Source organism: Leptothermofonsia sp. ETS-13 (assembly GCF_049200465.1).
Classification (GTDB): domain Bacteria; phylum Cyanobacteriota; class Cyanobacteriia; order Leptolyngbyales; family Leptolyngbyaceae; genus Leptothermofonsia.
This window is the reverse complement of record NZ_CP120836.1, coordinates 2247451-2271692: the sequence shown is the minus strand read 5'-3', so window position 1 is coordinate 2271692 and position 24242 is coordinate 2247451. Positions and strand designations below refer to the sequence as shown.

Below are 24242 nucleotides of genomic sequence, written 5' to 3'. Positions count from 1 at the left end.
TGGCATAATAAGACGTTTGTGTCTTGTGATGGGTTTATGACGCTCTCTCCCACTCAACCTGCACTGTTAGTTCTGGCGGATGGAACCACCTACAAAGGCTGGTCATTTGGGGCATCCGGAACGGCGATCGGAGAAGTTGTGTTCAATACGGGTATGACCGGCTATCAAGAAGTGTTAACCGATCCCAGTTACTGTGGACAGATTGTAACTTTCACCTATCCCGAATTGGGCAATACAGGCGTAAACCCGGAGGATGAAGAATCAGACAGGCCCCAGGTAAAGGGCGCGATCGCTCGCAACATTTGCCCAAAACCCAGCAACTGGCGTTCTACCCAGTCCTTGCCTGACTACCTGAAGCAGCACCATGTTGTTGCTATCTACGGGATTGATACCCGTGCTCTGACCCGCAAATTACGCTCGGTCGGTGCCATGAATGGGGGAATTTCAACTGAAGTGCTTGACCCGGCAGAACTGTTAGAGCAGGTACAGGATGCCCCCAGCATGGCAGGGCTCAACCTGGTCCGTGAGGTGACCACCTCTGAAGTGTATGAATGGGCAGATCCCACGAATCCTGAATGGCAGTATGGCTGTGCTGCAGCCGCAACGGGTGAAGAGCCACTGACGGTGGTTGCCATTGATTTTGGCATTAAGCGCAACATTCTCCGTCGTCTTGCCAGCTACGGATGTCGTGTGATTGTGGTTCCGGCGAATACTCCTCCTGAGGAAATCCTCAAATTTAACCCAGATGGTATCTTCCTTTCCAATGGGCCAGGGGACCCTGCTGCCAACGTGGAAGGAATTGAAACCACCAAAGCTCTGCTAGAAACTCAGAAGCCCATGTTTGGTATCTGTATGGGGCACCAAATTCTGGGACTTTCCCTGGGAGGCGAAACATTTAAGCTCAAATTTGGGCATCGGGGACTGAATCAACCCTGCGGCTTGCGCCAGAAGGTTGAAATTACCAGCCAGAATCATGGGTTTGCGATCGCCGCCGAATCCCTACCCCATACCAGCGTTGAAATTAGCCATTTAAACCTGAATGATCGCACCGTCGCCGGATTACGTCACAAATCCCTGCCCCTGTTCTCCGTTCAGTACCATCCCGAAGCCAGCCCCGGTCCTCACGATGCCGATTATTTGTTCGATCGCTTCGTCGAAGCCATGCGCGAGCATCGAAAAGCGAGGGAGCAGTAATCCATCCTTAACCAGAGAGAAGGGGAAAGAACTGCTGCAATCAATATTGCCTATCAAAATGGAACATCATCGTCAGCTTCTTCCTCTTCGTCAGCAGTGGTCCACTTAGTAGCGTCTGGTTCAAACGTTTTGGTGGGTTCTGAATCCAGTTCTGCAATTTCAAAAACATCCTCGCTGTCACTGACGACCTTGCCAGCAAAAAACTCTGCCAATTGTTTCGCAGCCCGTACTGCTTCATCCTCTTCCCAGGAATTCACCGGTGGCTTTGCTGGCCTGGCAGCTTTTTTCTTCCTGGTTCCTTCAGCAGCCGTTGGAGGTAGGGCTTCTAGAGAAGAATTTGCCTCCGGTACGGCAGACAATTGGGTAGATGGGTTCCTGGGGGCTGGCTTCCGGGCTGGAGGAGGGTTTGAGTTTTTGGCAAATTGTTCAGCATCCTCTGATGCGTCTGAAACGTCACTTGCAGGTGCTGAAGAGGGGTAGCTTTCAGCAGAACTGGCTCTGGCCGCAAAGGGACTCGCGACCTCCAGACTGACTCTCACCTTCTGCTGAAAAACCTCTGCAAATGCCTTTTCAATGTTTTTCACCTGGTTTTGAGCAATTTTCACCAGCTTGTCAGAACTGATGCCGATTCGCACTTCCTGACCATCGAAGCCTAACAACTGACCATGCTCATTCAATAACGCTTTACTGAGGGGGTGGAGATGGGCAATGATTTGCTGCCAGATTTGACCCAGATTGGTATCAATGGGTTGATACGTTACCTCGGCAGGTTCTGCGACGGTGACGGGCTGTGGTTCAAGAACGGTTTCGTCCTTGAGATCCTCTTCCTCCTCTTCGGCTTGAAACGAGTTGACTGATTGGGCTGAAGGTTGGAAAGAACCTGGCGATGCGGCTGACGGTTGGGGGGAGATCGCCGCTTTCGCCTGAGGCTGAGTGTTAACGACTGTACGGTTTTCAGCCATCGCTCCCGCTCCGGGCACTACTGATTTTTGTGGTATGGGTTGCCCTTCTACCACCCCGTTCAATGGTCCCGACCCAACCGATCCTCCTCCCAAAGGTCTGATCGCCGACGGTAACAAGCCCATTAATGTAATTTCCAACCAAAGTCGGGGCTGGGTTGTATTTTTGAGTTGGGTTTCACAGCTACGCAGGTGCTGTTGCCCTGCCAGAATAGTTCCAGTTTCAAGGGTTTGGGCAAATTCGCATAGTTTCGACCAAGTGGGTGCTGTCAGCGCAACCAAATCGTTCCGGTCAGGGGCAGTTTTGGCAATCAATAAATCTCTGAAAAAACTAGCCAGGTTTTGCAACACAATGAGGGGCTCTCGTCCTTGATCCATGAGGCGACGGGTACTGTCAAGCAGAGCTTCGGGGTTGTCCTGAGCGATCGCCTCCAGCAGGCTCATCAAATCCCGCTCTGGCACTGAACCCACCAGATCCCATACCTTCTCAACAGTGACTTCTTCTGCCAGCAAACTGAGCTGATCTAACAGGCTTTCAGCATCCCGCAACCCACCCTGGGAAATTTGCGCGACCAGGGTGATCGCATCCTCAGTAATGGCAATTGCTTCCTTATCTGCAATTTTTTGCAGGTGCGCCACCATCGCATCGAGCGGAATGCGGCGAAAATCGAACCGTTGACAACGAGAAATGATGGTCGGCAGCACTCGCTGGGGATCCGTAGTTGCCAGCACAAAAACAATGCGATCCGGGGGTTCTTCCAGCGTTTTGAGCAGTGCATTAAACGCCGCTGTACTCAGCATGTGAACTTCATCAATGATATAGACCTTGTAGCGGCACTGCACTGGCGCAAACTGCGCCCGCTCAATCAGTTCTCGAATGTTGTCAACACCGGTATTGCTGGCTGCGTCAATTTCAATCACATCCAGAGCGTTACTGTGGGCGATCGCCCGACACACCTCACACTGCCCACAGGGTTTTTCCGTTGGCGCTTCATATTTCAGGCAGTTCAGCGATTTTGCCAGAATTCGGGCACTGGAGGTTTTGCCCGTTCCCCTTGCCCCTGTGAACAGATAGGCCGGGGCAATTCGCTGCTGCTGAATCGCGTGGGTGAGGGTCGCCGCGATCGCCTCCTGCCCCACTAAATCGGCAAAAGTCTGGGGACGATATTTGTGGTGCAGCGGTTGATAGGTCATTAGGTCTTCAGCAACCCCCTACTCACCAGGGTAAGGGATGGAAGGCGAAGGATGAAAGGCAAAATCTTGAATAACAAGAAAGTAAGTGGGTAGTCGCCACTTATTTAATACTTTTTAATAAGAGAGTAGGAGCTACGTCCATAGACAGAGGGTCACCTCCTCCCCCCAAAATTATCTTCGATTTAGTTGTGCCTAGCTACTTAGTCTGTAAGAAGGGTCAGCAAAGCATAACCTATGCAACTAAGTCACTGGGACTTTCTTTTTCAGAACATCTTTTTCAGAAAATGCCCGGGAATATCCATTCAACTTTTACTTTGCCAATCTTTTACTTTGCCAATTCATTTGCTTTTCTGGCGAGATCTACATCCAGTTGGGTGATGCCGCCGGAATCATGGGTTGTCAGGTCTATTGTGACCCGATTGTAAACGTTGAACCATTCCGGATGGTGCCCCATCGATTCGGCAACCAGCGCCACACTGGACATAAACCCAAAGGCTTCCACAAACGAACCAAACTGGTATTGACGGTGGAGCTTGCCGTCTTTAATGCTCCAACCATCGAGCTCGCTCAGGGCAGTTTTCAGCTCATCTTCGGAGAGGCGAGGGGCGCTCATAGCATACTCCTGGACATTAGATGGAGATAAAGACTGAAACATCGCGACAGAACAGGCACTCATTAGCACTGTCTGGCTAGTGAAAAGGGCGATCGAGCTCACAAAAGCCAGCAACATAATAAAAACGAGTCTGGATAAACCATTCCGCCAAAAACAATATAGAACTTTCTTCAATATTAACTGTCTCATGGACAGAGATGGCAGTTATTTAGCCCTTGATGTTCTCAATCGCCGTTTCAACCGAATTTTGTAACGAAAGAAATTGCTCTAACCGAACAAGTTTTACCGTTTGTGTAACGCGGGGATTGGTCACAATTTGCAATGTACCTTCCGCTGTTTGAGCTTTTTTGGCAAGCTGAACCAGTGCTCCCAAGCCTGAACTGTCTACGAAATCAATCTTCGACAAATCCAAAATAATATGCTTGGGACCTTCTTCGATACATCTACCCATCACTCTACGAAAGGTAGGTTCGGAGAATGCATCCAAAAGACCTGTGAGGCGAAATAGCTGGTAATTATTCTTGACTTCACGCGTGCCTCTTAAGCTGACGGTCAAGTTCAGTGACTCAGGAATAGAACCCTCCTAGCTTTTCAGTCTTAAATTCGACGCTTCAGTATACACCCCAGCGAGATCATTTGCTACCGCGAGTCTGTCTGAAGTTTCAATATATTAGCGAAGAATTGTGTAAGTGGGGAATTGGATGAGAGGCGAGTTGCCCAAGTTGTTATAGCGATCCTTCTTGCAAATTTGAACGAGATGCAGGGGTTCCACCCCTGCGCAGGGGCAAAGCTCCCAACCCCCTTGGGTCACAAACTATTTGTGAACGCTATATGACAACCCACAACAGCGATTGCCTGAAGGTGAAGTTTGACAAAACTACTCAAGTCGGGAGTGCTCTGTTCGGATAGCCTGGATTAAGTGCATCTTTTAAGGCTCCAGAATGACTAATGTTCGTAAAGTTGCCCTGTTGATGGGGGCAGGTTTGCTACTTTTTGGAGCAACAGCGGCGCTCACTTCTGTCATGTTGTCCGCCTATCCTTCCCTGTTGTCTTCCTTAAAAATCTTTTCCAAACCTGACCCCAAATTGGTTTGTAAAACAATCACTACGGATCCCAATCCTCCCCTCAATGTCCGCTCCAGCCCTGTGTCTGCACCCGACAACATTGTTGGGCGATTAAGAAATGGGACTCAGCTCAAAGTAGTGGATGAAAATGAAGGGTGGTTGCGTGTTGTCAGCCCTATTGAAGGGTGGGTATACAAGGATTTAACCGTCACGACCTGTGTTCCAGAGACCGTGGTGCAGGCGGTTACTAAGTCACCAGATACTGGGGAAGTGGTGTTGAGAGATGCGATTGAGTTTTACCAGGCTGGTAATTTGAAAGCGGCGATCGCCCTTGCCCAAACGATCCCTGCCAGTAGTTCTGCTTACTATGCAGCGCAGGGAGCCATTAACCAGTGGCAGCAAGATTGGAAAACTGCCGAAGCAGATTATTACGCAGCTCAAAAAGCTTTTAGGGAAGGGCGATGGCAGGACGTACTGAACAGAGTCCGCAATTTTCCCAGCAACCGTTACTGGCGTGCCCGGCTGACTCCTATGGTGCAGGAAGCAATTAAACGGCAGCAGCAGGGAAGTAGTAAATAGCTGGGCGCAACCAAATCGAGGATAATTTCGGGAGTGAGGGCTGCACCCTGCTGGGGTGCAGCCCTCCCTCTTAAAATCAATTGTGGCTACCTATGTGGCTACCTACTCAAGATTGTTTTGAATTTCTAAATCCTTCCAGTCATTACCTGCCGGCCTCTGGTCTCCAGGGGGGCAGAAGTAGAATCGACTGTTACAAAAATTCCGGTTGCTTTAACACCTTTAGGAGGCGTTTTGGGTGGATTGAGCCGAATGAAGACGGCTCCCTCGGTATCTGTATTGAATTCTCCGCAGAAAAGCGTTTCTCCATTTTTCAGGGTCAGCCACATGCGATAGATCTGGTTGGGCGGCAGAGGGGGCAAATTCCCCAGGGAAATAATGACCTCCTGCCATTGACCGGGAGTGAATAGTAGCGTTCCAGCGGCAGTCAAGTCTCCCTCGCCCTTAAGAGCAACCAGGCGACTGTTGGGGCGTTGCAAGATAGCCCCCACCCGTTCTATATCCGTTCGCTGAGCCAGGCTGAGTTTTTGACGCAACCGGAAATTGTCTATCCCTAACAACAACACGACGAATATAGCAGCGGCAGCAACCAGCTTGCTCCAGGGAAAGGAGGGCGATCGCTTCCATCCCGGTTCAGTCGATACTGTTGTTTTAGCTAAGTGTGCTCTCAGAATCTGGTCCAACAGTTGGGGGGGAGGAGTCAGCTTCGGTAGGGCGTGGGGCATCAGCCGAAAACTCACCTGCATGGCTTTGACCTCTTCCAACAGGTCAGGGCGTTGTTGCAGCAGTTGTTCAAACTGATGAACTTCGTCCGCATTCAGATCGCCCAGCACGTATCCTGCTGCTAGTGCTTTTTCCTCTTCTGATAGTGACTGCGACATGTTGCTTCCCCTCATCCGACTGCATCCCCCAGCAGTTCTCGTAATTTGATTAAGCCTTTGCGGGCGTTGGTTTTCACGGTTCCCAGAGGCATCCCCAACTGTTGAGCAATTTCGGCCTGGCTGATTCCCTGGTAAAAGTTCATCTCTAAAATTTTGCGTTGATTGTCTGCCAGTTGGGACAGCGCCTGCCGCAAGGTTTCTTCCTGTTCGGTCAAAGATGCCTGCTCCAGTGGAGTGGGGGGAGTCGATTCGCCCAGTACCTTATTTTGTTGCAATCGCTGTAGAGAACGCTGGCGGCTACTTCGGCTTTCAAGTTTGTTAATCGCTCGCGATCGCGTCATTACACTGAGATAGGTACTCAGAGCCGCACGGTCAGGGTCAAACTTCTCCTGTTGCCAGAAATTAAGAAACACTTCCTGGGTCAGGTCCTCTGCTTCACCGGGCTGGTTCAAAATCTTGAGCGCCAGGGTGTAAACCAACCCGCTATAGCGTTCATAGAGAATCCGGAGAGCTTCTTGTTGGCCAGCTCTCAAGCTATAAACTAGTTCAGCATCGGAGGTATCAGCGGATACGCGAGCCATGAGTCAAGGGAGAGGTAGAGTTTGCCTTTAGTACCCAATAGCAATCGGATCGATTCCTGGCCGAGGGCATTATAGCCCGTCAAAATTTGCCCTGATTTCGTGAGTCAGACAGTTTCAGCGATGGCTTCCACGGTAATTCCTGGTAGTTTCAGAAATGTTGTTTGCGTCTGAGGGACGTTCCATGAACATCCCTGCAGACAGTCAACCACCGGTTAAAGCACAACCTGATTCCTGAGAGATTACTAAGTAACTGGACAAAATTAAATTGAAGATAGATTCGGGGGGTGGAGGGGGTGGAACCCCCTGCCTGGGGGCGCAGACCCCACTTCTCCCCTTTACCAATTGATTATGACTACCTACTTAGATCAGGCGGAAGTTCTTTTTAGAGAAGGCTGCCAGGTTTGCTCTGCCAGCGTCCCCTGATTGGTTTGCGAGATTAGCCAGCACACTGATATTACCCCCCATCGCCAAGGTCTTTAGAGTAGACCAGCCGATTGATACCCAGCGTGCTGTTGAAGTAAACGAACACTCCAGCATCGGCTGTAATGGCGTTGTTATCGGCGATCGCTTTTGCCGCCGCCGCCGCATTGGCAAACGCATCCTGCAAAATAATGACATTTCCGTTCCCGGTGATGTTGGAAATTTCGCCCGTTTGAAAGACGATGTCTTCGATACCCAAATCGCTAGCATTGAAGCCAAAGCGATCGCGGGTAACCTCAAAATCAGTAATGATATCCGGGCGATTTAAGACATTAATACCCGTTGTGCCCGCAGGAGCTGGCGTTCCATTGGCAAACACATTGCCGGAATAGATGAATTGATCGGCCCCCCTGCCACCCGTCAGGGTATCAATCCCTTCACCACCGTTCAAAATGTCATTCCCACGCCCACCGTTCAAGGTGTCATTGCCAGCACCTCCATCTAAGAAGTCTCTCCCCAATCCACCATCGAGTTGGTCAGCACCTTCTTCCCCAAACAGGAAGTCATGCCCCGCATTGCCAAAGAGCGAATCGTTATTTTGCCCTCCTAAAATGACATCGCTACCACCCCGACCAAATATTACATCTTCTCCTGCCAGGCCCAGAATGGTTTCGGAACGCCCTGTTCCACGCAAATGGTCGTTGCCGTTGCTGCCTAGCAAAATCGAAGGAGCAAGCCGTCGATCAACTGGTACATCTTCGATCAGGGCAAAGTCACGCGCCCTGAACTGGTTCAGCTGGCTGATGCCGTCATTGCCTGCTTGATTTGTTAGATTGGCAAGTACGCTGATGGCTCCTCCATCGCCCAAATCGGTGGAATAAACCAGACGATTGATACCCAGCGTGCTGTTGAAGTAGACGAACACTCCAGCATCGGCTGTAATGGCGTTGTTATCGGCGATCGCTTTTGCCGCTGCTGCTGCGTTTGCAAAGGGATTGAGTAGCACCAGAACATTGGCATTGCTGGCAATTTCAGCCGCTATCCCTTTTTGAAAAATGAGTTCGTTGATGCCCAGATCATCACCATTCAGAATGAATCGATCGATTCCAATCGCAAAGTCAGTAACCACATCAGGGGTATTCAAAACCTCAATCCCGGTTGCGGCATTGAGATTGGCGATACCATTGGCAAATACATCTCCGGAGAACACAAACCCATCTGCACCAGGCCCTCCGGTCAGGGTATCGATGCCTATGCCACCTATTAGAAGGTCATTTCCACGTCCCCCGTCCAGAACATCGTTGCCAGAACCACCGTCTAAGAAATCGCGTCCATTTCCTCCCTTCAGGATTTCAGCGCCTTCTTCTCCAAACAGGAAATCATGCCCCGTATTGCCAAATAGTAAGTCGTTATTCTGCCCCCCTAGAATGACATCAGAACTCCGCCGACCAAAAATCCTATCGTTTCCCGCAAATCCCAGAATCGTATCGCTACGGCTCGTTCCATTTAACTCGTTATTACCGTTATTGCCCAGTAAGAAGTGGTTACCAAAGGGTCTAGCCAGAGAAAAGCCTGCTGATAGCTTTTGTGCCATACCGAAATGACTCCTTTTAGTTGCAATGAATTTGCTGCAACGAGTGAGTTGCAACAAAAGTAGACGCCATGAGCTGGTTGCAACGAGCGAGTGTTCTCACGTGCGGCTGTGAGCCGCCAGCAACCTGCTGTCAGCCTGAGCGAGAGGTGTCTGTGCAATTTGCGATCGCCTGGGTAAGCTGTATAGCTGTCGCCAGCTTGCTCAGGACATTGGCTTTAGGGAGGGTGGGGGCTGCGCCCCCAGCCAGGGTTTTCCCCCCCCCTGCACCTGTCCTAAGCCTGGTGGTTATCGCTATAACAATTTGGGCGATCGCAAATAGTCTGTTTTTTTTCTGAAAACCGAACTGTAAAGGGATGGAGAACAACTGCTCTGAATTTGTGATGCAGCGTTTCCCAAACTCGCTAATGATTACAGGCGCTAAATGAAAATGGATTTAAAGGGGAGTTTTGAGTTCTGATATAGCCATAGCCACCCTCCTAAGCCTGATGGCTATGGCTATAATTGCTACTAAACGGTTGCCCTTGCCAGGGTATGAGCATCCAATGCCTGAGCAATAAACCATCCCAATTTATCGACAAAGACTGATTCAGCAAACTCCTTAGCTCTTTGGATGCAGGCATGGGAAAAGAAGCGCAAACCTTCAAATTGGGCGATTGCCTCACATAGCCCCTCTACTGTTGGCTCTGGAAACAGTAAACCGGTGCGGTAGTTCAGCACAACTTCTCGAATACCGCTTTGGCCTGGGGCAATGACTGGCACCCCATGCCCCATGGCTTCTACTGGAGAAAATCCAAAGTCAGCATCGGCGCAGGGAAAAATCAGTGCCCTGGCATGGGCATAGACGGTGGGCATCTCGTGGGCAGGCACAGCATCCAAAAAGCGAATGGAATGCCCTGCAAGGTTTTGCAGCCGCCGGGCGTCGTTGCCGGTGCCAATTACCCATAGGGGGCGGTTGAGTCGGTTGCAGGCTTCTATGGCCACGTCAACCTGCTGATCAGGGGTGAGGGAGCCCACGTAGAGATAGTATTGATCTCCGGCCTGACCCTCCCCATAAATGGGGACAGGTGGAGGAATTACCTCAGCGGCACACCGATAGAATTTTTTGATGCGGCGAGCCACCGTTTCAGAGTTGGTGACGAAGCGATCAACTCTTTGAGCCGCCGAAAAATCATACTGCCTCAGTCGGCTGTCGGCCCAGATGCCGTATCCTCTACGGGAACGGGGGGCATGGCTGGCTGGTTCCCATAAGTAGCGGGGCGGGGTGTGGCAATAGCAGACATGTAAAGCGTCTGAACGGGTCAGAACTGAGTGGCTGAGGTAACGGTTGGAGGAGGAAATGACCAGATCGTAGGCAGAAAGATCAAGGGATTCCCAAAAGTAAGGGAGAAGAGACCGGTAGGTGTGGGGAAAGTGGGCGATCGCAGGTAATCGTTGTGCCCATGTAGTCCGAATATCCCAATCAGCAAATCGATTTGCATCGACTCCTAACTGTTGCTGATCGATAAACGCGGTATAGACTGGAGCCTGAGGATACATGCGGTGCAATACCTGTAATACCCGCTCCGCATCCCCGTATTCGCGCAGGTAATCGTGGACAAGGGCAACTCTCATGCAATCGACTTTGACGGGGAAAGACTATGCTCCCAGGGTTCCCCGGTTGAGAATAGGAGCGATCGCCCCAGGATCAGGTTTTCTCAGCTTCACTCAAAGCCTTGCCCTGCAAAGCTAGAACCGAGCAGGGAGCATGGTGCAACACATAGTTACTTACACTGCCAAGAATTAACTCACTCAAGCCAGAGTGACCTCGCCGTCCCAGCACAATCAAGTCAGCGTCCCAGGATTGAGCAAGCTGACAAATCACTCGACCCGGTTCACCAACATTCTGGCTGAACTCAGTCATCACTCCTGCTGCGAGGGCTTTGCCATTGAACTTACGCAACATCTCTATTCCCTTCTGTTCAAAGTCTTGCCACAGTTGGACATATAGCCGGATTGCTTCATCATTTCCTGGGTAAACGCTGTCGGGTCCTGGGTAGACGGGCATAGGATAGCCTTCTTCCATAGGCGACAGGACGTGCAGCAACATCAGCGCTGCATCGTTCGTTTTTGCCAGAGACAGCGCCTCTTCAAATACATGCTCGCTAAGTGGAGATCGATCCAGGGCAACCAATATTTTCTGAAACATAGTAATTGACCCGCTAAGGGAACAAAGAGCTTGTTGGAAGCCAGAAAGAAGGCAAATAACACGCCATCTTCCATTCTTACCTTACCTATAGAAAAACAATTTGAGAAAGTTGTGAGAATGGGTCACCAGTCAACGTTAGAGCAGTTTGACTATTCTCCTGGTCTCGTTTACACATGATTTGTTTACTATATCCCCTCACAAGCGGCAACTTTCCGAAGGGCAAGCGGGGTAAACAGATTGATAAGTCCTTTTGCGCTTACCAAAGAGGGTATAGCGATTGTCACGGACTTGTTCGTAGACGCGATCGCCCGTCCACTTCATTCCCGGCATGGCCCGATATGCTTTGACAAACACCTCACCCATTGGCAACAACCGCCCAATTTCTTCTGCCGCATCGCTTCCCTGCCAGCGTTGCTCTGGGAAGTCAGCATTTACCAGAATCATTCCCATTTCACAATCCTGGGCCGTAATTTTCAGGCGGCTTAATCCTTCCTCATCCTGCATTGAAATATATTGAAACTGCCTGCCCCGGTCCAGGTTTTCTAAAAGCTGCACCAGAGTGACACAGAGATTACAGTTACCGTCGTAGATTACGTAATAAGTCATTAGCCTGTAGGGTGGGAAATCAGGAGGCAGGAGGCAGGAGGCAGAAGGGGTTAGGGAGAGGGGCTGGGGGTTAGTTGTGGGTTGTTCGAGAGGGGTGATGGGGTGGGAGAGTAGATGAGTGGATGGGTAGGTGAGGCTTCTTTCTTCCTTCTTTCTTCAAAATAACCATATTCCACTCATTTGAGAATTGCCATATTTTCTAACTGCCTCTTGCCCCCTTGCCGTAAAGGTGCTCTCAGCTACAGTCCTTGTGGTATGCCTGTTCCAGAATGAGGGGGTTGAGTGAGAGAGCCAATTGTGGCTGTGGTTCTGAAGCAATGAAACCTCGAATTATCGTCTGTGGTTTGAGCCCGACGGGTTACAAGATTCTCTGCCTACTCAGACAGCAGGGTGCGCAGGTTGTAGGCATCCACGACAAGGCTCTTCCGGGGGAGGGAGATGATGTCATTGTTGGAGATATGCGCTCTGTGGCAACACTCCTTTCAGCAGGCATTCGGGAGGCGCAAACCATTGTCCTGGCAGGTAGTGAGGATGGATTGAATCTGGCGGTGCTGATGCAGGCACGGGTATTAAATCCCCGAATTCGCATTGTCAATCGCCTGTTTAATACCAGTTTAGGGGAGCGGCTTGACAATACGCTGCCTGACCACATCACGATGAGTGTGGCCGCGCTATCGGCTCCTATCTTTGCCTTCTCGGCTCTGGGAAATGCTGCGATCGGGCAACTTCGGCTGTTTAATCAGACCTGGCCCATCCACGAGGAACACATTACCAGCGATCATCCCTGGTGTGGGCGAAGGTTGAGCGAATTGTGGGACGATCGCAACCGCATGTTAATTTACTATCTGCCGATTGATGAACGGGTCGATTTAGTCACTGCTGTTCTGCGGGGAAGGCGTTTGCAGCCAGGAGATCGCCTGATTGTAGGCACAAAGCCGGGAATCCGTCAGGCGAAGCGATCGCTAACGCAACGGTTGGTCAAATTGCCAACGGCACTGAAATATCTAAGGCAACACAGCCAGGCTCTGTTGGGTAGCACCTTGCTGCTGTTGTTGACTATTAGCATTGGCACTCTAATTTACTTAACCTCCATCCTCAAAATCTCCCCGATTGATGCCCTTTACTTTTCTGTCAGCCTGATCACAGGAGCAGGAGATAACCTGATTGCTGTCGAGCATCTGCCTGATAATCTCAAATTGTTTACAATCTTCGTCATGCTGGTGGGGGCAGCGGTGATCGGGCTTTCCTATGCCCTGCTCAACGATTTCATCCTAGGTACACGGTTTGATCGGTTCTGGGAAGTGGCGCGGATTCCCCCCAGAGGACACTTCATTGTCTGTGGCCTGGGCGGAGTTGGCGTGCAAATCGTCAATCATCTTTACAATTGCGGCTACGAAGTCGTAGTGATTGAGCAAGATCCCAACTGTCGCTTTCTCAGCACGGTGCGGGCCATCAAGGTTCCGGTGGTCCAGGGCGATGCCAGTTTGCCAGCCACGTTGAAAGCTGCCAATTTTGAACAAGCTCAGGCTATTCTGGCTGTCACGAGCAACGATACAGCGAATTTAGAGATTGCCCTGAATGCGAAGGGGCTAAATCCAAGGGTATCGGCGATCGTCCGCTATCAAGACCCGGAGTTTGCCCACATGGCACAGCGGGTGTTTGAGTTTGAAGCCGTACTCAGTCCAGCAGAATTGGTAGCCCCTGCCTTTGCGGCAGCGGCTCTCGGTGGTCGAATTTTAGGGAATGGGATGACCGCCGATAGCCTCTGGGTTGCTCTAGCAACGGTGATTACGCCGGGTCATCCTTTTTGTGGGCGGCGGGTGCAGGAGGTTGCCATGGAAGTGGATTGTGTACCTCTATATGTCGTTACTCGTTGCCATACGGTTCATGGGTGGGATTTGCTAAATGTTTCCCTGAGTGCAGGAGATGTTTTGTATCTCACGATGCCAGCCAGCCAACTAGAGTTACTGTGGCGAACGGTGCCCTCCCAGTTCATGACATCAACGTGAGTAATTTGGGTGGTAGGAGGTAATCTCTTTCCTTTCTTAAATAACTATAGTTCTTAAATAACCATATTGAACGACGCACAGCGTCACCCATGAAAATAGGAATTCAGGAAAATCAAGGGAATTTATTTTCAGAGTAATTTGATTGTCACAGCTATAGCTACCAGGCTTAAGACGGGGTGCAGGGGTGAAACCCCTGGCTAGGGCACAGCCCCCACTCCCCCTTAAACCCAATATCCTGAGCAACCTGGCGACAGCTATAAATGCGACAGATCAAGGATTTGAGAAGCCAAAAGCCAAAAGTAAGATTTATTCTGGCTCCTGGCTTCCTCCATCAAGCATCTGCCATCGAAATTGCTTAAGTTGGTATCAGAACTACCAGGTTGATATTATTCTCGCTGGAATTTGAGGAGGATATGGTTGCCTTTTGCATCGGTGATTTTCAAGACCAACACCACGCCGTTCTCATCTTGCCCCACCCAAACATCAATGGGGGCATCAATTGTATGAGCATAGGACACGGTTTCTCGCCCCGTTTCAATCATCACTACATCACCTTTTTCGGTAGGATCGCGGGCGATCGCCCACAAAGGAGCTGCTTTGATCAATTCCTGATCCCCCAGTTCCTGATCAAGTAGTTCAATTGTCAGAAGCCGTCCCCGATTATCGTTTGTGAATGTGTCAAAAAACTCCAACCAGTCTGCCCGAGAAATTTGTCTGTTAATTTCGATGGTTTCAGTTGCCATAGCTGTTTCCTCAACTGAAATTAAAGGGTGAATGCTATAGGGATGAGGGATAGAAGGGAGCTGTATCTGTCAGTTGCTATTAGTTTTGTCGGTCATAGGGCTTACGCAAACCTCGGAGGTTTTGGCTAAGTTAGATGCGATCGCCCCCCTCTGCCCTAGTGATAGCGCAAGGTAAGCCGATCATCTCAAACAAGCGAAATACTGCAATAGTTAGCAATAAATAGCGTAGAAACTTAAAATAGAGGCTTGTAATTTACTGCTATGTAGCTTCAAAAAAGCAGCGGGAGAAATCTGGAAAAAATTGGCGAGTTTTTGAATGTGAGAAATGGTTAACTTGCGGTGTCCACTCAACATTTCAGACACAATCGATTCTGTTTTTTTAAAAATGGGAACCAGATCCTTCTGGCCAAGATTCAACTCTGTTCTAAGTACCTTTAGAAGCTCCACTCCATAGTAAGTTCTGGCTTATCCAGCAAGAGTCAAGCATTGCCTGAGTTGTTAACAATTCATCCTGAGTCCTGATAAGGTGAGGCGGAAAGAATCTCAGCAATTCAATGTACCCAAGTAGGTAGTCATCATTAATTGGTCAAGGGGGGAGTGGGGGATGCGCCCCCAGGCAGGAGATTTCACCCCTTCCACCCCCAAACTTATCTTTAATTTAATTGCGCCCAGCTACTTATGCTCCGCATGTATGAGCACATAGTGTTAGCATTTTTGATATCGCATACCGGGAAGTTGAGAAACGAGTCCCAACAGTTCTAACTGGAGCAAAGCACTGGAAATACTACCAGCGGGTAGTTCTGAATTTTGCACAATTAAATCGAAGGGAACTGATTCGATATTTTGCTTTTGAGTCAGTGTTGTGAGTGTTTGCAATACCTTTTCTAAATTGGGTTCCAGGTTGAGGGGAAGTTGGGTCTGGCAGGGTGGAAGAGAAGACTGTAACTGGGGAATCGTGCCTAGCATTTCCAACAAATGATCTTCCCCCAGGATTACCTGCGCCCCCTGATACAAGAGGTTAAGACAACCGATCGCCTTTGGATTTTCTAAACTTCCCGGCAATACAAACACATCTCGACCATATTCATTAGCCATGTGAGCCGTGATTAGAGCCCCCGACTTTTTGGGAGCTTCCATGACCAAAATGGCACGGCAGAGTCCGGCAATGATGCGATTGCGGCGAGGGAAATGGATGCGATCGGGCTGAGTGCCAGCCGGATATTCACTCAGCGCCAGGCCGCACTGCAGAATTTGTCGGTAGAGATTGTGGTTAAACCAGGGGTAAGCAATATCTACCCCCGTTCCCATGACTGCCAGGGTGCGTCCATCGGCCTCTACACAACTGCGGTGGGCTTCAGTATCAATTCCTTCTGCCAATCCTGAAACCACCGTAAACCCATTGTTAACCAAAGCCCTGGTGATGCGTCGAGTCCATCGTTTGCCGTACTCTGAAGGGTTACGAGTCCCTACAATTCCCACCATAGGTACTAACCCCTGGCACTCTTGCAGGTTTACCTTGCCTTGGTAATAGAGCACAGGTGGAGGATCGGGAATTTCCAGGAGCAGTCGGGGATACTCGGCATCAGCTGGTGTCCAGAAGTAAGGATTGTCTCGCTCGTGCTGTTGCAGCAATTCTTTGGGGTTAATATTCCGCCGCTCTGCCGCGATCGCTTCTGCCGTTAGCGAACCCAAGCCGTCCACAGCAATTAAGTCTTCGTAACTGGCTTCCCAGGCATCTGCCAGCGTGCCAAAGTGCTTTTCCAATCGCCTCAGCAATATTGGACCAATACCATTAATTTGTGACCAGGCAAGCCAGAAGGCGCGTTCTTCCAATATTCTTTTCCTTAAATGCTCTATGGTTTCTAGAACCCAGTTTTTTCAGTGTTCCCCTAGTTCGCCGTTTGGATTAATGGTTCTTCCAGCTTGTCAATGCTATGAGTAGCCTATTCATTAAGGTTGTGGAATGCCCAGCGGAGTTATCCCAGGCTCACCAGATCCGGTATCGGGTGTTTCAAATTGAGCAGGGGGTTGATCCGTCCCTGGAGTTTGACGATCAGGAAGAGGAATCGCAACACCTGCTGGCCTATCTGGATGGTAAGCCGGTTGGTACGGCTAGAATGCGTCTCCTGGATGGGCATACAGCAAAAGTGGAACGGGTTGCGGTTTTACCAGAAGCCCGTGGGTTAGGGATTGGCAAAAAGATGATGGAAAAGATACTGGAAATCCTGGCGGCTGAGCATGTGACTGAGGTGCAGATTCATGCCCAGGAGCCAGTCAGGAATTTTTATCTGAAGATGGGGTTTGAGCCAGAGGGGGCGGTGTTTGAAGAAGCGGGTATTCCCCATGTCAAGATGAGAAAGCTGTTGAGATGACTGAAGGGATTGGTGACTGAGCATAATCAACAAGTGTGGGGAAAGGGGCTCCAGGTCCTGGGTTTGATCTGGTTGGTGGGGGCGATCGCAGATCGCCTCTGGTTTGCGATCGACCGTTCTATTCCCAATTGGGATCAGGCGGATTATCTGACGGGTGCCCTCAACTACTGGCAGGCTTTGCAAACGGCCCAGTGGTTTTCGTCAGACTGGTGGACTCAGTTGTGGCAGCTTTCATCCAAAATTCCACCCCTGGTGTATATCTCCACGACGCCTTTTCTGACCTTGTTTGGACCTGGGTTCGACCAGAGTACAGGGGTAAATCTGGTCTACAGTGCCATTCTACTGGGCTCGGTGTATGCACTGGGGGTGTGCTTGTTTTCTGTCCCGGTTGGTCTCTGGGCAGCAGGGCTTTGCCTGCTGATGCCTGGCCTTTACCGCGTGCGCCTCGATTACCTGCTCGACTATCCGCTAGCCGCAATGGTGACGCTGTGCTTTGCCTGTTTGACAGTCTGGAGAACCCTTCGTGATCAGATGCCTGCGCTCCGGAGAGGGATCGTCGTTGGTCATTCGTCACTGGTCATTGGCTATGACTGGCTGCTGGCGATCGCCCTTGGCCTGACGCTGGGTCTGGCGTTGATGGTGAAGCAGCCCGCGTTACTTTTTCTGCTGGTGCCGCTGGTTTGGGTGATTGGGGAAGGACTGCGACAGCGGGACTGGAAACACCTGGCCCAGTTAGCGACAGCGATGCTGGTGTCACTGTTGGTATTTGGCCCCTGGTATCGCACAAACTGGCTGCTGATCCTATCTTCAGGTAAGCGAGCAACGGTAGATTCGGCGATCGCAGAAGGCGAGCCTTCGCTCCTGTCGTTAGAGGCGTGGACATATTACTTAAAACTATTCCCCAGCCTGGTGTCTCTGCCGTTGTTGCTGGTGGGATTGGCTGGGTTTCTGTTTTTCTGGCGGCGATCGCGGGTCAGCAGTCAATGGTGCAATCGCCCAGATTATGCCCCCAAACCCAAAGACTATCAGCAGCAGACCTACCATGCGTCCCAGCGCTCCCTGGGTTGGCTACTCATCTTCTCGGTTGGCGGGTACCTGCTTTCCTCCCTGAACCTCAACAAAGATACCCGCTATATTGTGCCCTGCCTTCCAGTGATAGCCGTCATTCTGGCCTACGGTTTGACGTTGTTGCCGAAACGCTGGCAACCGCTACGGTGGGGAGCGGTGGGTCTGGCAGGAGTGCTGATGATCTACAACCTGTTTCCTCTGACACCGGGGGGAACGCTACGGAATCCGATCGCCTATCATCCCGCTTACCTGGGCGTTCCCTATCCCCATGCCGAAGTCGTAGCAGAGGTAATTCAAACTGAACCTTACCTGCAATCAACCATTGGGGTGTTGCCGTCTACAGCAGAAGTCAATCAGCACAATATCAATTACTACGGCAATTTAAGGAATTTTCAGGTCTACGGGCGGCAGGTTGGCACCCGGTTAAAGCAGGTTGAGCCGGATGGGCGATCGCTCTCCTGGTTTCTCACTAAAACCGACGATCAGGGCTCCATTTGCCAACCAGATGCCCAGACTGCGATCACTCAATGGGTTGAGCAGGGGGGGGATTTCAGGCTGCAAAAGAGTTGGCAGTTACCCGATAGCAGTGTCCTTAAACTATTTCGGCGGCGAATTCCACTGTTAGAAGTGAGTCCATTGGTTGAGGCAGCGGCTAGAAAGGGAGAAGAAGCAAAGACAATTGCTGAATTTTCTTCCCCCAATCCCCAATCTTCTACCCCGACTATTTCTCTTGATCAGGTTATTGTTCCTGACGAGGCTCCTCCTGGCAAGCCGATACCCGTTACCTACCGCTGGTCTGGAGATTGGGAAATTTTGCAGACTGGACTCGTGCTTTTAACCTGGCGCAAACAGGGAAGCACCCAGGGAAAAGCTCCTACCCGTTGGTTACATGATCATGCGATCGGGATGGGTTTTCTTCACCCCAATCTGCGAGTTGCAACTTCCAAAAACCGCCCTACCACGACTCGCTATCAGGTCGTCGAGCGGATGGCCATGCTGCCACCTGCAGCTACCGTACCAGGAACCTACATGCTGGAGGCAGTCTACCTGAATCGGCAGACCGGAGAAACCAGTGTAATTCGGCAGGAAAAAGGCTCTCTTACTCGCCCTCGCGCCAGCATTCGAATTAATCCAGCCGCGGCCCCCAACCCTGCTCCAGAACTTGACCTCAATACCCAACTGAGGGCTCTGGCGAGTGCCTTACCGAAAGGTAGCCAAGCCCTCGACCGGGCGTTCAGTGAAATTGCCCGAATCAACCAGTATGACCCGGTGCAGGATTATGTTGACCAGACCCGGCAGGCGATGGAGTATCGCTTAGAGCAGGAACCGCAAAATCTGGGTTTTGCTTACACACTGGCCCTGGCGAATGTCTTAAAACGTCGAGTTAGTCCAGCGATCGCCGCCCTTCAACGAGTGATTCAAATTGACCCCAAAAATCCCAATGCCTATGCCTATCTCGCCTTTGTGAACCTGTACGACCTCCGCCCCCGTGCAGCCCAGCAAGCTCTCAACACCGCCCTAAAACTGAATCCAGACTCACCAGAACTGCAAGCCCTCAGCGGAGTTGCCGCCCTCATGCGGGGCAATCTGATTCAGGCATGGCACTATGGTCAAGCCTTTTTGAAAATGCAGGGGAAGTAGGGAGGGGGGCGTTGCTAAATTCAGCAACGCCAGGGGAATGGGGAAATGAGTGATAGGAGGATTGCTTTTCAGCTCCATCATTCCATTACTCCATCACTCCGTCCCCCATTTTCCCCGATCTTTCTCGCTTCAGGCTTCTGACTCCTCTCCTCCCTCTCTCCTGCTACAAATACTTCATCAACACTGACTCCAACTGGGCTATGCTGATGGGTTTGCTCAAGTAATCATTAGCTCCGGCGGCGATGAATTTTTCGCGATCGCCCGCCATCGCCATTGCTGTAACTATCACTACGGGAATGTAATTCAAGATGGGTTGGTTTCGAAACTGTACCAACAGATCGAGACCTGTGAGCGTGCTCGAAAGCTGCACATCCAGCAAAATCAGATTGGGTTGAAAGATTTGAATCCGCTTTAGAAAGTCAGTTCCATCGATGAGGTGTTCAACCTGATGCCCAGTCGCGTGCAAATAATCGCGTAACATAGCTGCACTCAGTTGATCATCTTCCACAATCAGGATACGTCCGCGCCCAATGATTGGTCTCCTTGTTGGCTGGTTCTGGCGCTGGGCAGCACAGGGAGAATCCGATTGGATTGGATGAGCCGTGGGATCGGGCAGGTAAAGGGTAAATCGGCTTCCCTCCCCTTCCTTTGACTCAACGGTGATATCCCCTCCATGAAGGCGAGCGAGGTTGCGAGAAAGTGCCAGCCCCAGTCCGGTTCCGGCGTACTGGCGATTCAATTGACTATCGAGTTGGGAAAAGGGGCGGAAGAGGAGGGGTAATTTTTCACTGGGAATACCAATGCCCGTATCGGCAACAGTAAATGAAATTCCTTTGGGTTGCTTTTCAACAATTAAGGAAACTTTTCCAGACGGGGTGAACTTGATCGCGTTGGACAGCAAGTTGAGCAGGATTTGCTTCAGTCGGCGTTCGTCAGCAAAACAGGTTTTGGCAGCGGGGTCTATGCGGCTACCAATCTGTAAACCACGATCATAAGCTTGCTCCCGCACCATTGCCAAACAGTAACTACAGAAGTTGGAGATGTGAATCAGGGTGGGATTAATGGTTTCCCGTCCCGCCTCAACTTTTGCCAGATCCAAGATGTCGTTGATTAGGAGCAGCAAGTGCTCGCCACTACTGTAGATGTGCTCGACATACTCTATTTGTTTGTCGTTCAGGGAACCAAAGATTTGCCGTTGCAAGATTTGCGACAGCCCCAAGATAGCGTTTAGAGGAGTGCGAAGTTCATGGCTCATGGTTGCCAAAAATTCGCTTTTAGCACGGTTTGCGGCTTCTGACACCAGTTTTTCTTGCTCTAGTGCCCGGGTACGCTCTTTCACAAGCTGTTCTAGCTGTTCGTAGCTTTGTGCATTGTAAAGGGCGATCGCGGCCTGGTCCGCAATTTGCTGCAGTAGTTGAATTTCGTCATCAGTAAAAGTCCGACGTTTCTCGATGCAATGGAGCGTGACCATGCCAAACAACTGCTCACGGATAAAGATTGGCACCGAAAGGATGGACCGAACCTTCATACCTTCAACCATCATGTGGCGGGTCTCGGTTGAAGCGTACTGACGGTAGTCTGGTGCATGGAACCTGCCAAGCCGATAGAAGTCGGAATCTAAATTCTGTAGATCAGGAAACTCACTGAGGGGCACTGACAGATGGAGTAAGGTAGGGATCTCCTCCTTTACCCGCCATTCGTGACAGACCTGCACCTGATTGCTGATGGTGTAAATCAACACCCGGTCAACGGCAAAACACTCACCAGTTCGCTTGACAATTTCTTCCAGAATGTGGCTTGGATCAAGGCTGGAGTTGAGTGCTCGACTGATCTGATTCAGCAGTTCTTCCCGACGCGCCTGCTGCTTTACCTGACTAAACAACTGGGCCTGCTGAATGGCGATCGCCACCTGCGTAGCCAGCTTTTCCAGAAATTCCACTTCAAATAACTGCCACTGGCGCACACTGGCGCATTGATGAACTGTTAACACGCCCCAGACCTGATTTCCCTGCACAATAGGGACCACCAGCTTTGCCTTCACTTGAAGTCTGGCCATCAAGCTCCGGTACTCATCCGGTAGTTCCAGATCGTCAACATTGTTGACAATCGAAGTCTGCTTAAGCTCATAAGTCGCCTGGCCGTCCCGGTACCAGACTCGATGGAAATCAATGGCTGCCTGAAGTTCCCAACCCGGAGCAACGGAGTGAGCAACCAGAATCCCGCTATGTTCTCCATCGAAGTGGTAGATCAAAACCCGGTCAGTCTGCAAAAACTGCTGTATCTCTGCCACTGTACGGTTTAGGATTTCACTCAAATCTAGAGATTGGTGAATATGGAGCGCGATCGCCCCCAGCAATCGATCCCGCTCTGCCTGTTGCTGAAGCTGCATCTCAGCCCGCTTTCGCTCTGTAATATCCTGCCCCGTCGCCTGAAACTCAACAAACTGACCTTGCCCATCGAACAAGATATGAGCGGTCCATCGGAGCCAGCGCATTTCCCCGTCCAGGGTTTTGTAGCAATGTTCATAGGTGATGGTAGGGTTTGCCAAACTCAAGCTGGCGATCTTTTGCCGAACTTTCTCCCGGTCTTCCTCGGGCAGCAAGGGCAGAAAACTACGTCCTAACAGTTCCTCCCTGGTCATTTGGTGATAGCGGCAATAGGCATCATTCACAAAGGTAAGAACTCCACCTGGCAGATAGCGACAGATCATGTCCACCTGATCTTCAACAATGGCCCGGTAGCGAGCTTCACTCTGACGCAATGCTTCTCCAGCCTGCTTGCGCTCCAATGCCAGAGAAAGTGCAGTTGCTGCTGCCTTCAGAAGTGCCAGTTCTGAGGATTCCCACAACCGTGCTTCCATGCAGTTATCGAAGCCAATAAAACCAAAGAAATCACCTCGAACAGTCAGGGGTAAGACCAGAATTGCAAGAATCCCTCGGGGTTCCAGGATATTCCGCTCAGCTTCTGGGAAATTCGCTACGATCCCAGCGATGGGTTCGCCCTGGGCGAGTGTCGTAGCCCAGCGGGGGAAGTGGTCATCATAGGGCAGGTTTTGTAATAGCGGGTTGTCAATTTCAGGAGCAATTCCCTCAGCACACCATTCAGCACGCTGGTTCATGCATAAACGACCTTCGGCATCCTGGCTGTTGGTAAAGATATAAACGCGGCTGGCTTGCCCAGCCTGGCCCAGGGGTTCCAGAATAGTGGAATAAATTTCTTCGTAACGGTCAGTGATTAATAATCGTTGCTGCACCTCCACCAGTGCTGCCAGGTAACGCTCCCGCTTTGCTAGGGCTTCTTGATTTTGCCGCAGGGCTTCCTGCGATCGCCGTCGCTCCGTAATATCTTCAACGGTTCCCTCGAAATACAGCAATTCTCCGCTGGGACTATAGACAGAGCGGGCATTTTCTGAGATCCAGATAATTCGTCCATCCTTTCGATAAACCTGGGATTCAAAAGCTGAAATAGTCCCCTGTGTCTGCATTTGGTGAATAAATTTACTTCGGGAAGCCGGATCTACATATAATTGATGTTCAATATCAGTCAGACTTGCCATCAACTCTTCCGCTGAACTATAGCCATAAATCCTGGCCAGGGCAGGATTGGCACTTAAGTAACGACCATCCAGCGTTGTTTGAAAAATTCCCTCGATCGCGTTCTCGAAAATACTACGATACTTTGCCTCTGCCCGCTGCAAAGCTTCTTCCGTTTTCCGCCGCTCTACAATTTCAGCCTGTAGAATAGCATTGGTTGTTGCCAGTTCCTCCGTTCGCTTTTCGACTCTGGTTTCCAGTTCATCCTTCGCCTGCTGTAAAGCCGCTTCGACTTGTTTGCGTTGAGCAATTTCATTTTTGCGATCGGTAATATCGACCGAAATGCCGACAAAACCAATCATGTTGCCTTCGGCGTCACGAATCAGAGTGTTGGTCACATCCGCCCAAAACTCACTCCCGTCTTTCCGCCGCAGCCACAGCTCTCCCTGCCAAAGGTTCGTTTTCAGGGTGACTGCAAAAATTCGCCGAGCAAGCTTCTGGCCATTCTGCCGCAGTAAAACAGCATAGATATTTTGTCCAGTCACCTCCTCTGCTTTCCACTGATAAAGCTGCTCAGCATAGCGGTTCCAGAAGGTAATCCGACCTTCCATGTCAGTGGCAATCACCGCATTGCATACCTGATTCAGCAGTAATGCTTGAAACGCAATTTGCCTGGAGTTATCCTGGCTTTGCTCCGTTAGTTGTGCAAGTTGGGCTTCAACCTGCTGACATCGAACCTCAAGGCTAGAAAAAAATGTGGCGCAAAGTTTTAAAGGCCGAAGCATCCCGGCAGTATTTACGCAGGCTTTCGAAGAATTCCGAACTCATTCCATTTCCTGGGAAATGTCCACCTAATTAGAATTTCAATCAAGTTTCGCACCGAGCAATTAGCCACGAGACAAGGAAGCAACCATTATCTTGAATAAAAAGGCTGCCATCTGGCAATAAAATGAAGGCTGTCATGCTCCCTGATGAACCAATACAAATTCTCGCCAGCTACGATTGGCAG

The 24242-nt window shown here is 50.5% G+C and carries 18 protein-coding genes; 5 read left to right on the top strand and 13 right to left on the bottom strand.

Annotated elements, in window-relative coordinates:
- Window positions 1-36: 36 nt before the first annotated feature.
- Entirely contained in the window at window positions 37-1194 is a 1158-nt protein-coding gene (gene carA / locus P4D80_RS10195) for a glutamine-hydrolyzing carbamoyl-phosphate synthase small subunit (RefSeq protein WP_421659030.1), read from the top strand.
- A gap of 53 nt (window positions 1195-1247) precedes the next feature.
- Here the strand turns inward: carA and P4D80_RS10190 are convergent, their stop codons facing one another.
- The 3 genes from P4D80_RS10190 to P4D80_RS10180 form a co-directional block, all read right to left on the bottom strand.
- Entirely contained in the window at window positions 1248-3347 is a 2100-nt protein-coding gene (locus tag P4D80_RS10190) for a DNA polymerase III subunit gamma/tau (RefSeq protein ID WP_421659028.1), read from the bottom strand.
- 325 nt (window positions 3348-3672) lie between these two features.
- Window positions 3673-4023, bottom strand: coding sequence for a 4a-hydroxytetrahydrobiopterin dehydratase (locus P4D80_RS10185; protein ID WP_421659027.1), 351 nt, complete (start codon window positions 4021-4023; stop codon window positions 3673-3675).
- Between the two features lie 145 nt (window positions 4024-4168).
- Complete coding sequence (locus tag P4D80_RS10180; RefSeq protein WP_421659026.1) at window positions 4169-4516, bottom strand: STAS domain-containing protein; 348 nt, start codon at window positions 4514-4516, stop codon at window positions 4169-4171.
- Between the two features lie 385 nt (window positions 4517-4901).
- On the opposite strand from P4D80_RS10180, the gene P4D80_RS10175 reads away from it, so the two are divergent.
- Window positions 4902-5603 (top strand): SH3 domain-containing protein, encoded by a 702-nt coding sequence (locus P4D80_RS10175; protein WP_421659025.1) that lies wholly within the window; start codon window positions 4902-4904, stop codon window positions 5601-5603.
- Between the two features lie 125 nt (window positions 5604-5728).
- Here the strand turns inward: P4D80_RS10175 and P4D80_RS10170 are convergent, their stop codons facing one another.
- The 6 genes from P4D80_RS10170 to P4D80_RS10145 all read right to left on the bottom strand — a co-directional run bounded on the left by P4D80_RS10170 (window position 5729) and on the right by P4D80_RS10145 (window position 11867).
- Window positions 5729-6481 carry an anti-sigma factor gene (locus P4D80_RS10170; protein WP_421659024.1) on the bottom strand — a complete coding sequence of 251 codons (753 nt, stop codon included), beginning with the start codon at window positions 6479-6481 and terminating at the stop codon, window positions 5729-5731.
- An 11-nt stretch (window positions 6482-6492) separates the two neighbouring features.
- Complete coding sequence (locus tag P4D80_RS10165) at window positions 6493-7062, bottom strand: sigma-70 family RNA polymerase sigma factor (RefSeq protein WP_421659023.1); 570 nt, start codon at window positions 7060-7062, stop codon at window positions 6493-6495.
- 454 nt (window positions 7063-7516) lie between these two features.
- Window positions 7517-9076, bottom strand: coding sequence for a calcium-binding protein (locus P4D80_RS10160; RefSeq protein WP_421659022.1), 1560 nt, complete (start codon window positions 9074-9076; stop codon window positions 7517-7519).
- 507 nt (window positions 9077-9583) lie between these two features.
- Entirely contained in the window at window positions 9584-10687 is a 1104-nt protein-coding gene (locus tag P4D80_RS10155) for a glycosyltransferase (RefSeq protein ID WP_421659021.1), read from the bottom strand.
- 73 nt (window positions 10688-10760) lie between these two features.
- The gene (locus tag P4D80_RS10150) at window positions 10761-11261 is read right to left on the bottom strand and encodes a universal stress protein (RefSeq protein WP_421659020.1); all 501 of its coding nucleotides are present in this window, start codon (window positions 11259-11261) and stop codon (window positions 10761-10763) included.
- A 195-nt stretch (window positions 11262-11456) separates the two neighbouring features.
- Window positions 11457-11867, bottom strand: a complete 411-nt coding sequence (locus P4D80_RS10145) for a thiol-disulfide oxidoreductase DCC family protein (protein ID WP_421659019.1) — start codon at window positions 11865-11867, stop codon at window positions 11457-11459.
- Window positions 11868-12184: 317 nt separating this feature from the next.
- Between P4D80_RS10145 and P4D80_RS10140 the strand changes: the two genes are divergently transcribed.
- Window positions 12185-13876 (top strand): potassium channel family protein, encoded by a 1692-nt coding sequence (locus P4D80_RS10140; RefSeq protein ID WP_421659018.1) that lies wholly within the window; start codon window positions 12185-12187, stop codon window positions 13874-13876.
- Between the two features lie 386 nt (window positions 13877-14262).
- Here the strand turns inward: P4D80_RS10140 and P4D80_RS10135 are convergent, their stop codons facing one another.
- The 3 genes from P4D80_RS10135 to dprA form a co-directional block, all read right to left on the bottom strand.
- A complete protein-coding gene (locus P4D80_RS10135) occupies window positions 14263-14619 on the bottom strand; it encodes a DUF5335 family protein (RefSeq protein ID WP_421659017.1) in 357 nt (118 codons plus the stop codon).
- A 210-nt stretch (window positions 14620-14829) separates the two neighbouring features.
- Window positions 14830-15066, bottom strand: a complete 237-nt coding sequence (locus P4D80_RS10130) for a helix-turn-helix domain-containing protein (protein WP_421659015.1) — start codon at window positions 15064-15066, stop codon at window positions 14830-14832.
- Between the two features lie 258 nt (window positions 15067-15324).
- Complete coding sequence (gene dprA, locus P4D80_RS10125; protein ID WP_421659014.1) at window positions 15325-16452, bottom strand: DNA-processing protein DprA; 1128 nt, start codon at window positions 16450-16452, stop codon at window positions 15325-15327.
- 101 nt (window positions 16453-16553) lie between these two features.
- Between dprA and P4D80_RS10120 the strand changes: the two genes are divergently transcribed.
- The gene (locus P4D80_RS10120; RefSeq protein ID WP_421659013.1) at window positions 16554-16991 is read left to right on the top strand and encodes a GNAT family N-acetyltransferase; all 438 of its coding nucleotides are present in this window, start codon (window positions 16554-16556) and stop codon (window positions 16989-16991) included.
- Window positions 16992-17003: 12 nt separating this feature from the next.
- A complete protein-coding gene (locus P4D80_RS10115) occupies window positions 17004-19700 on the top strand; it encodes a phospholipid carrier-dependent glycosyltransferase (RefSeq protein WP_421659012.1) in 2697 nt (898 codons plus the stop codon).
- Between the two features lie 163 nt (window positions 19701-19863).
- Here the strand turns inward: P4D80_RS10115 and P4D80_RS10110 are convergent, their stop codons facing one another.
- Entirely contained in the window at window positions 19864-24018 is a 4155-nt protein-coding gene (locus P4D80_RS10110) for a PAS domain S-box protein (protein WP_421659011.1), read from the bottom strand.
- Window positions 24019-24242: the final 224 nt, after the last annotated feature.

What these genes read in the sequence shown, in the direction of transcription:
- carA (WP_421659030.1), top strand. Translation starts at nt 37, where the DNA reads ATGACGCTCTCTCCCACTCAACCTGCACTGTTAGTTCTGGCGGATGGA.
- P4D80_RS10190 (WP_421659028.1), bottom strand. Translation starts at nt 3,347, where the DNA reads ATGACCTATCAACCGCTGCACCACAAATATCGTCCCCAGACTTTTGCC.
- P4D80_RS10185 (WP_421659027.1), bottom strand. Translation starts at nt 4,023, where the DNA reads ATGAGTGCCTGTTCTGTCGCGATGTTTCAGTCTTTATCTCCATCTAAT.
- P4D80_RS10175 (WP_421659025.1), top strand. Translation starts at nt 4,902, where the DNA reads ATGACTAATGTTCGTAAAGTTGCCCTGTTGATGGGGGCAGGTTTGCTA.
- P4D80_RS10170 (WP_421659024.1), bottom strand. Translation starts at nt 6,481, where the DNA reads ATGTCGCAGTCACTATCAGAAGAGGAAAAAGCACTAGCAGCAGGATAC.
- P4D80_RS10165 (WP_421659023.1), bottom strand. Translation starts at nt 7,062, where the DNA reads ATGGCTCGCGTATCCGCTGATACCTCCGATGCTGAACTAGTTTATAGC.
- P4D80_RS10160 (WP_421659022.1), bottom strand. Translation starts at nt 9,076, where the DNA reads ATGGCACAAAAGCTATCAGCAGGCTTTTCTCTGGCTAGACCCTTTGGT.
- P4D80_RS10155 (WP_421659021.1), bottom strand. Translation starts at nt 10,687, where the DNA reads ATGAGAGTTGCCCTTGTCCACGATTACCTGCGCGAATACGGGGATGCG.
- P4D80_RS10150 (WP_421659020.1), bottom strand. Translation starts at nt 11,261, where the DNA reads ATGTTTCAGAAAATATTGGTTGCCCTGGATCGATCTCCACTTAGCGAG.
- P4D80_RS10145 (WP_421659019.1), bottom strand. Translation starts at nt 11,867, where the DNA reads ATGACTTATTACGTAATCTACGACGGTAACTGTAATCTCTGTGTCACT.
- P4D80_RS10140 (WP_421659018.1), top strand. Translation starts at nt 12,185, where the DNA reads ATGAAACCTCGAATTATCGTCTGTGGTTTGAGCCCGACGGGTTACAAG.
- P4D80_RS10135 (WP_421659017.1), bottom strand. Translation starts at nt 14,619, where the DNA reads ATGGCAACTGAAACCATCGAAATTAACAGACAAATTTCTCGGGCAGAC.
- P4D80_RS10120 (WP_421659013.1), top strand. Translation starts at nt 16,554, where the DNA reads ATGAGTAGCCTATTCATTAAGGTTGTGGAATGCCCAGCGGAGTTATCC.
- P4D80_RS10110 (WP_421659011.1), bottom strand. Translation starts at nt 24,018, where the DNA reads ATGCTTCGGCCTTTAAAACTTTGCGCCACATTTTTTTCTAGCCTTGAG.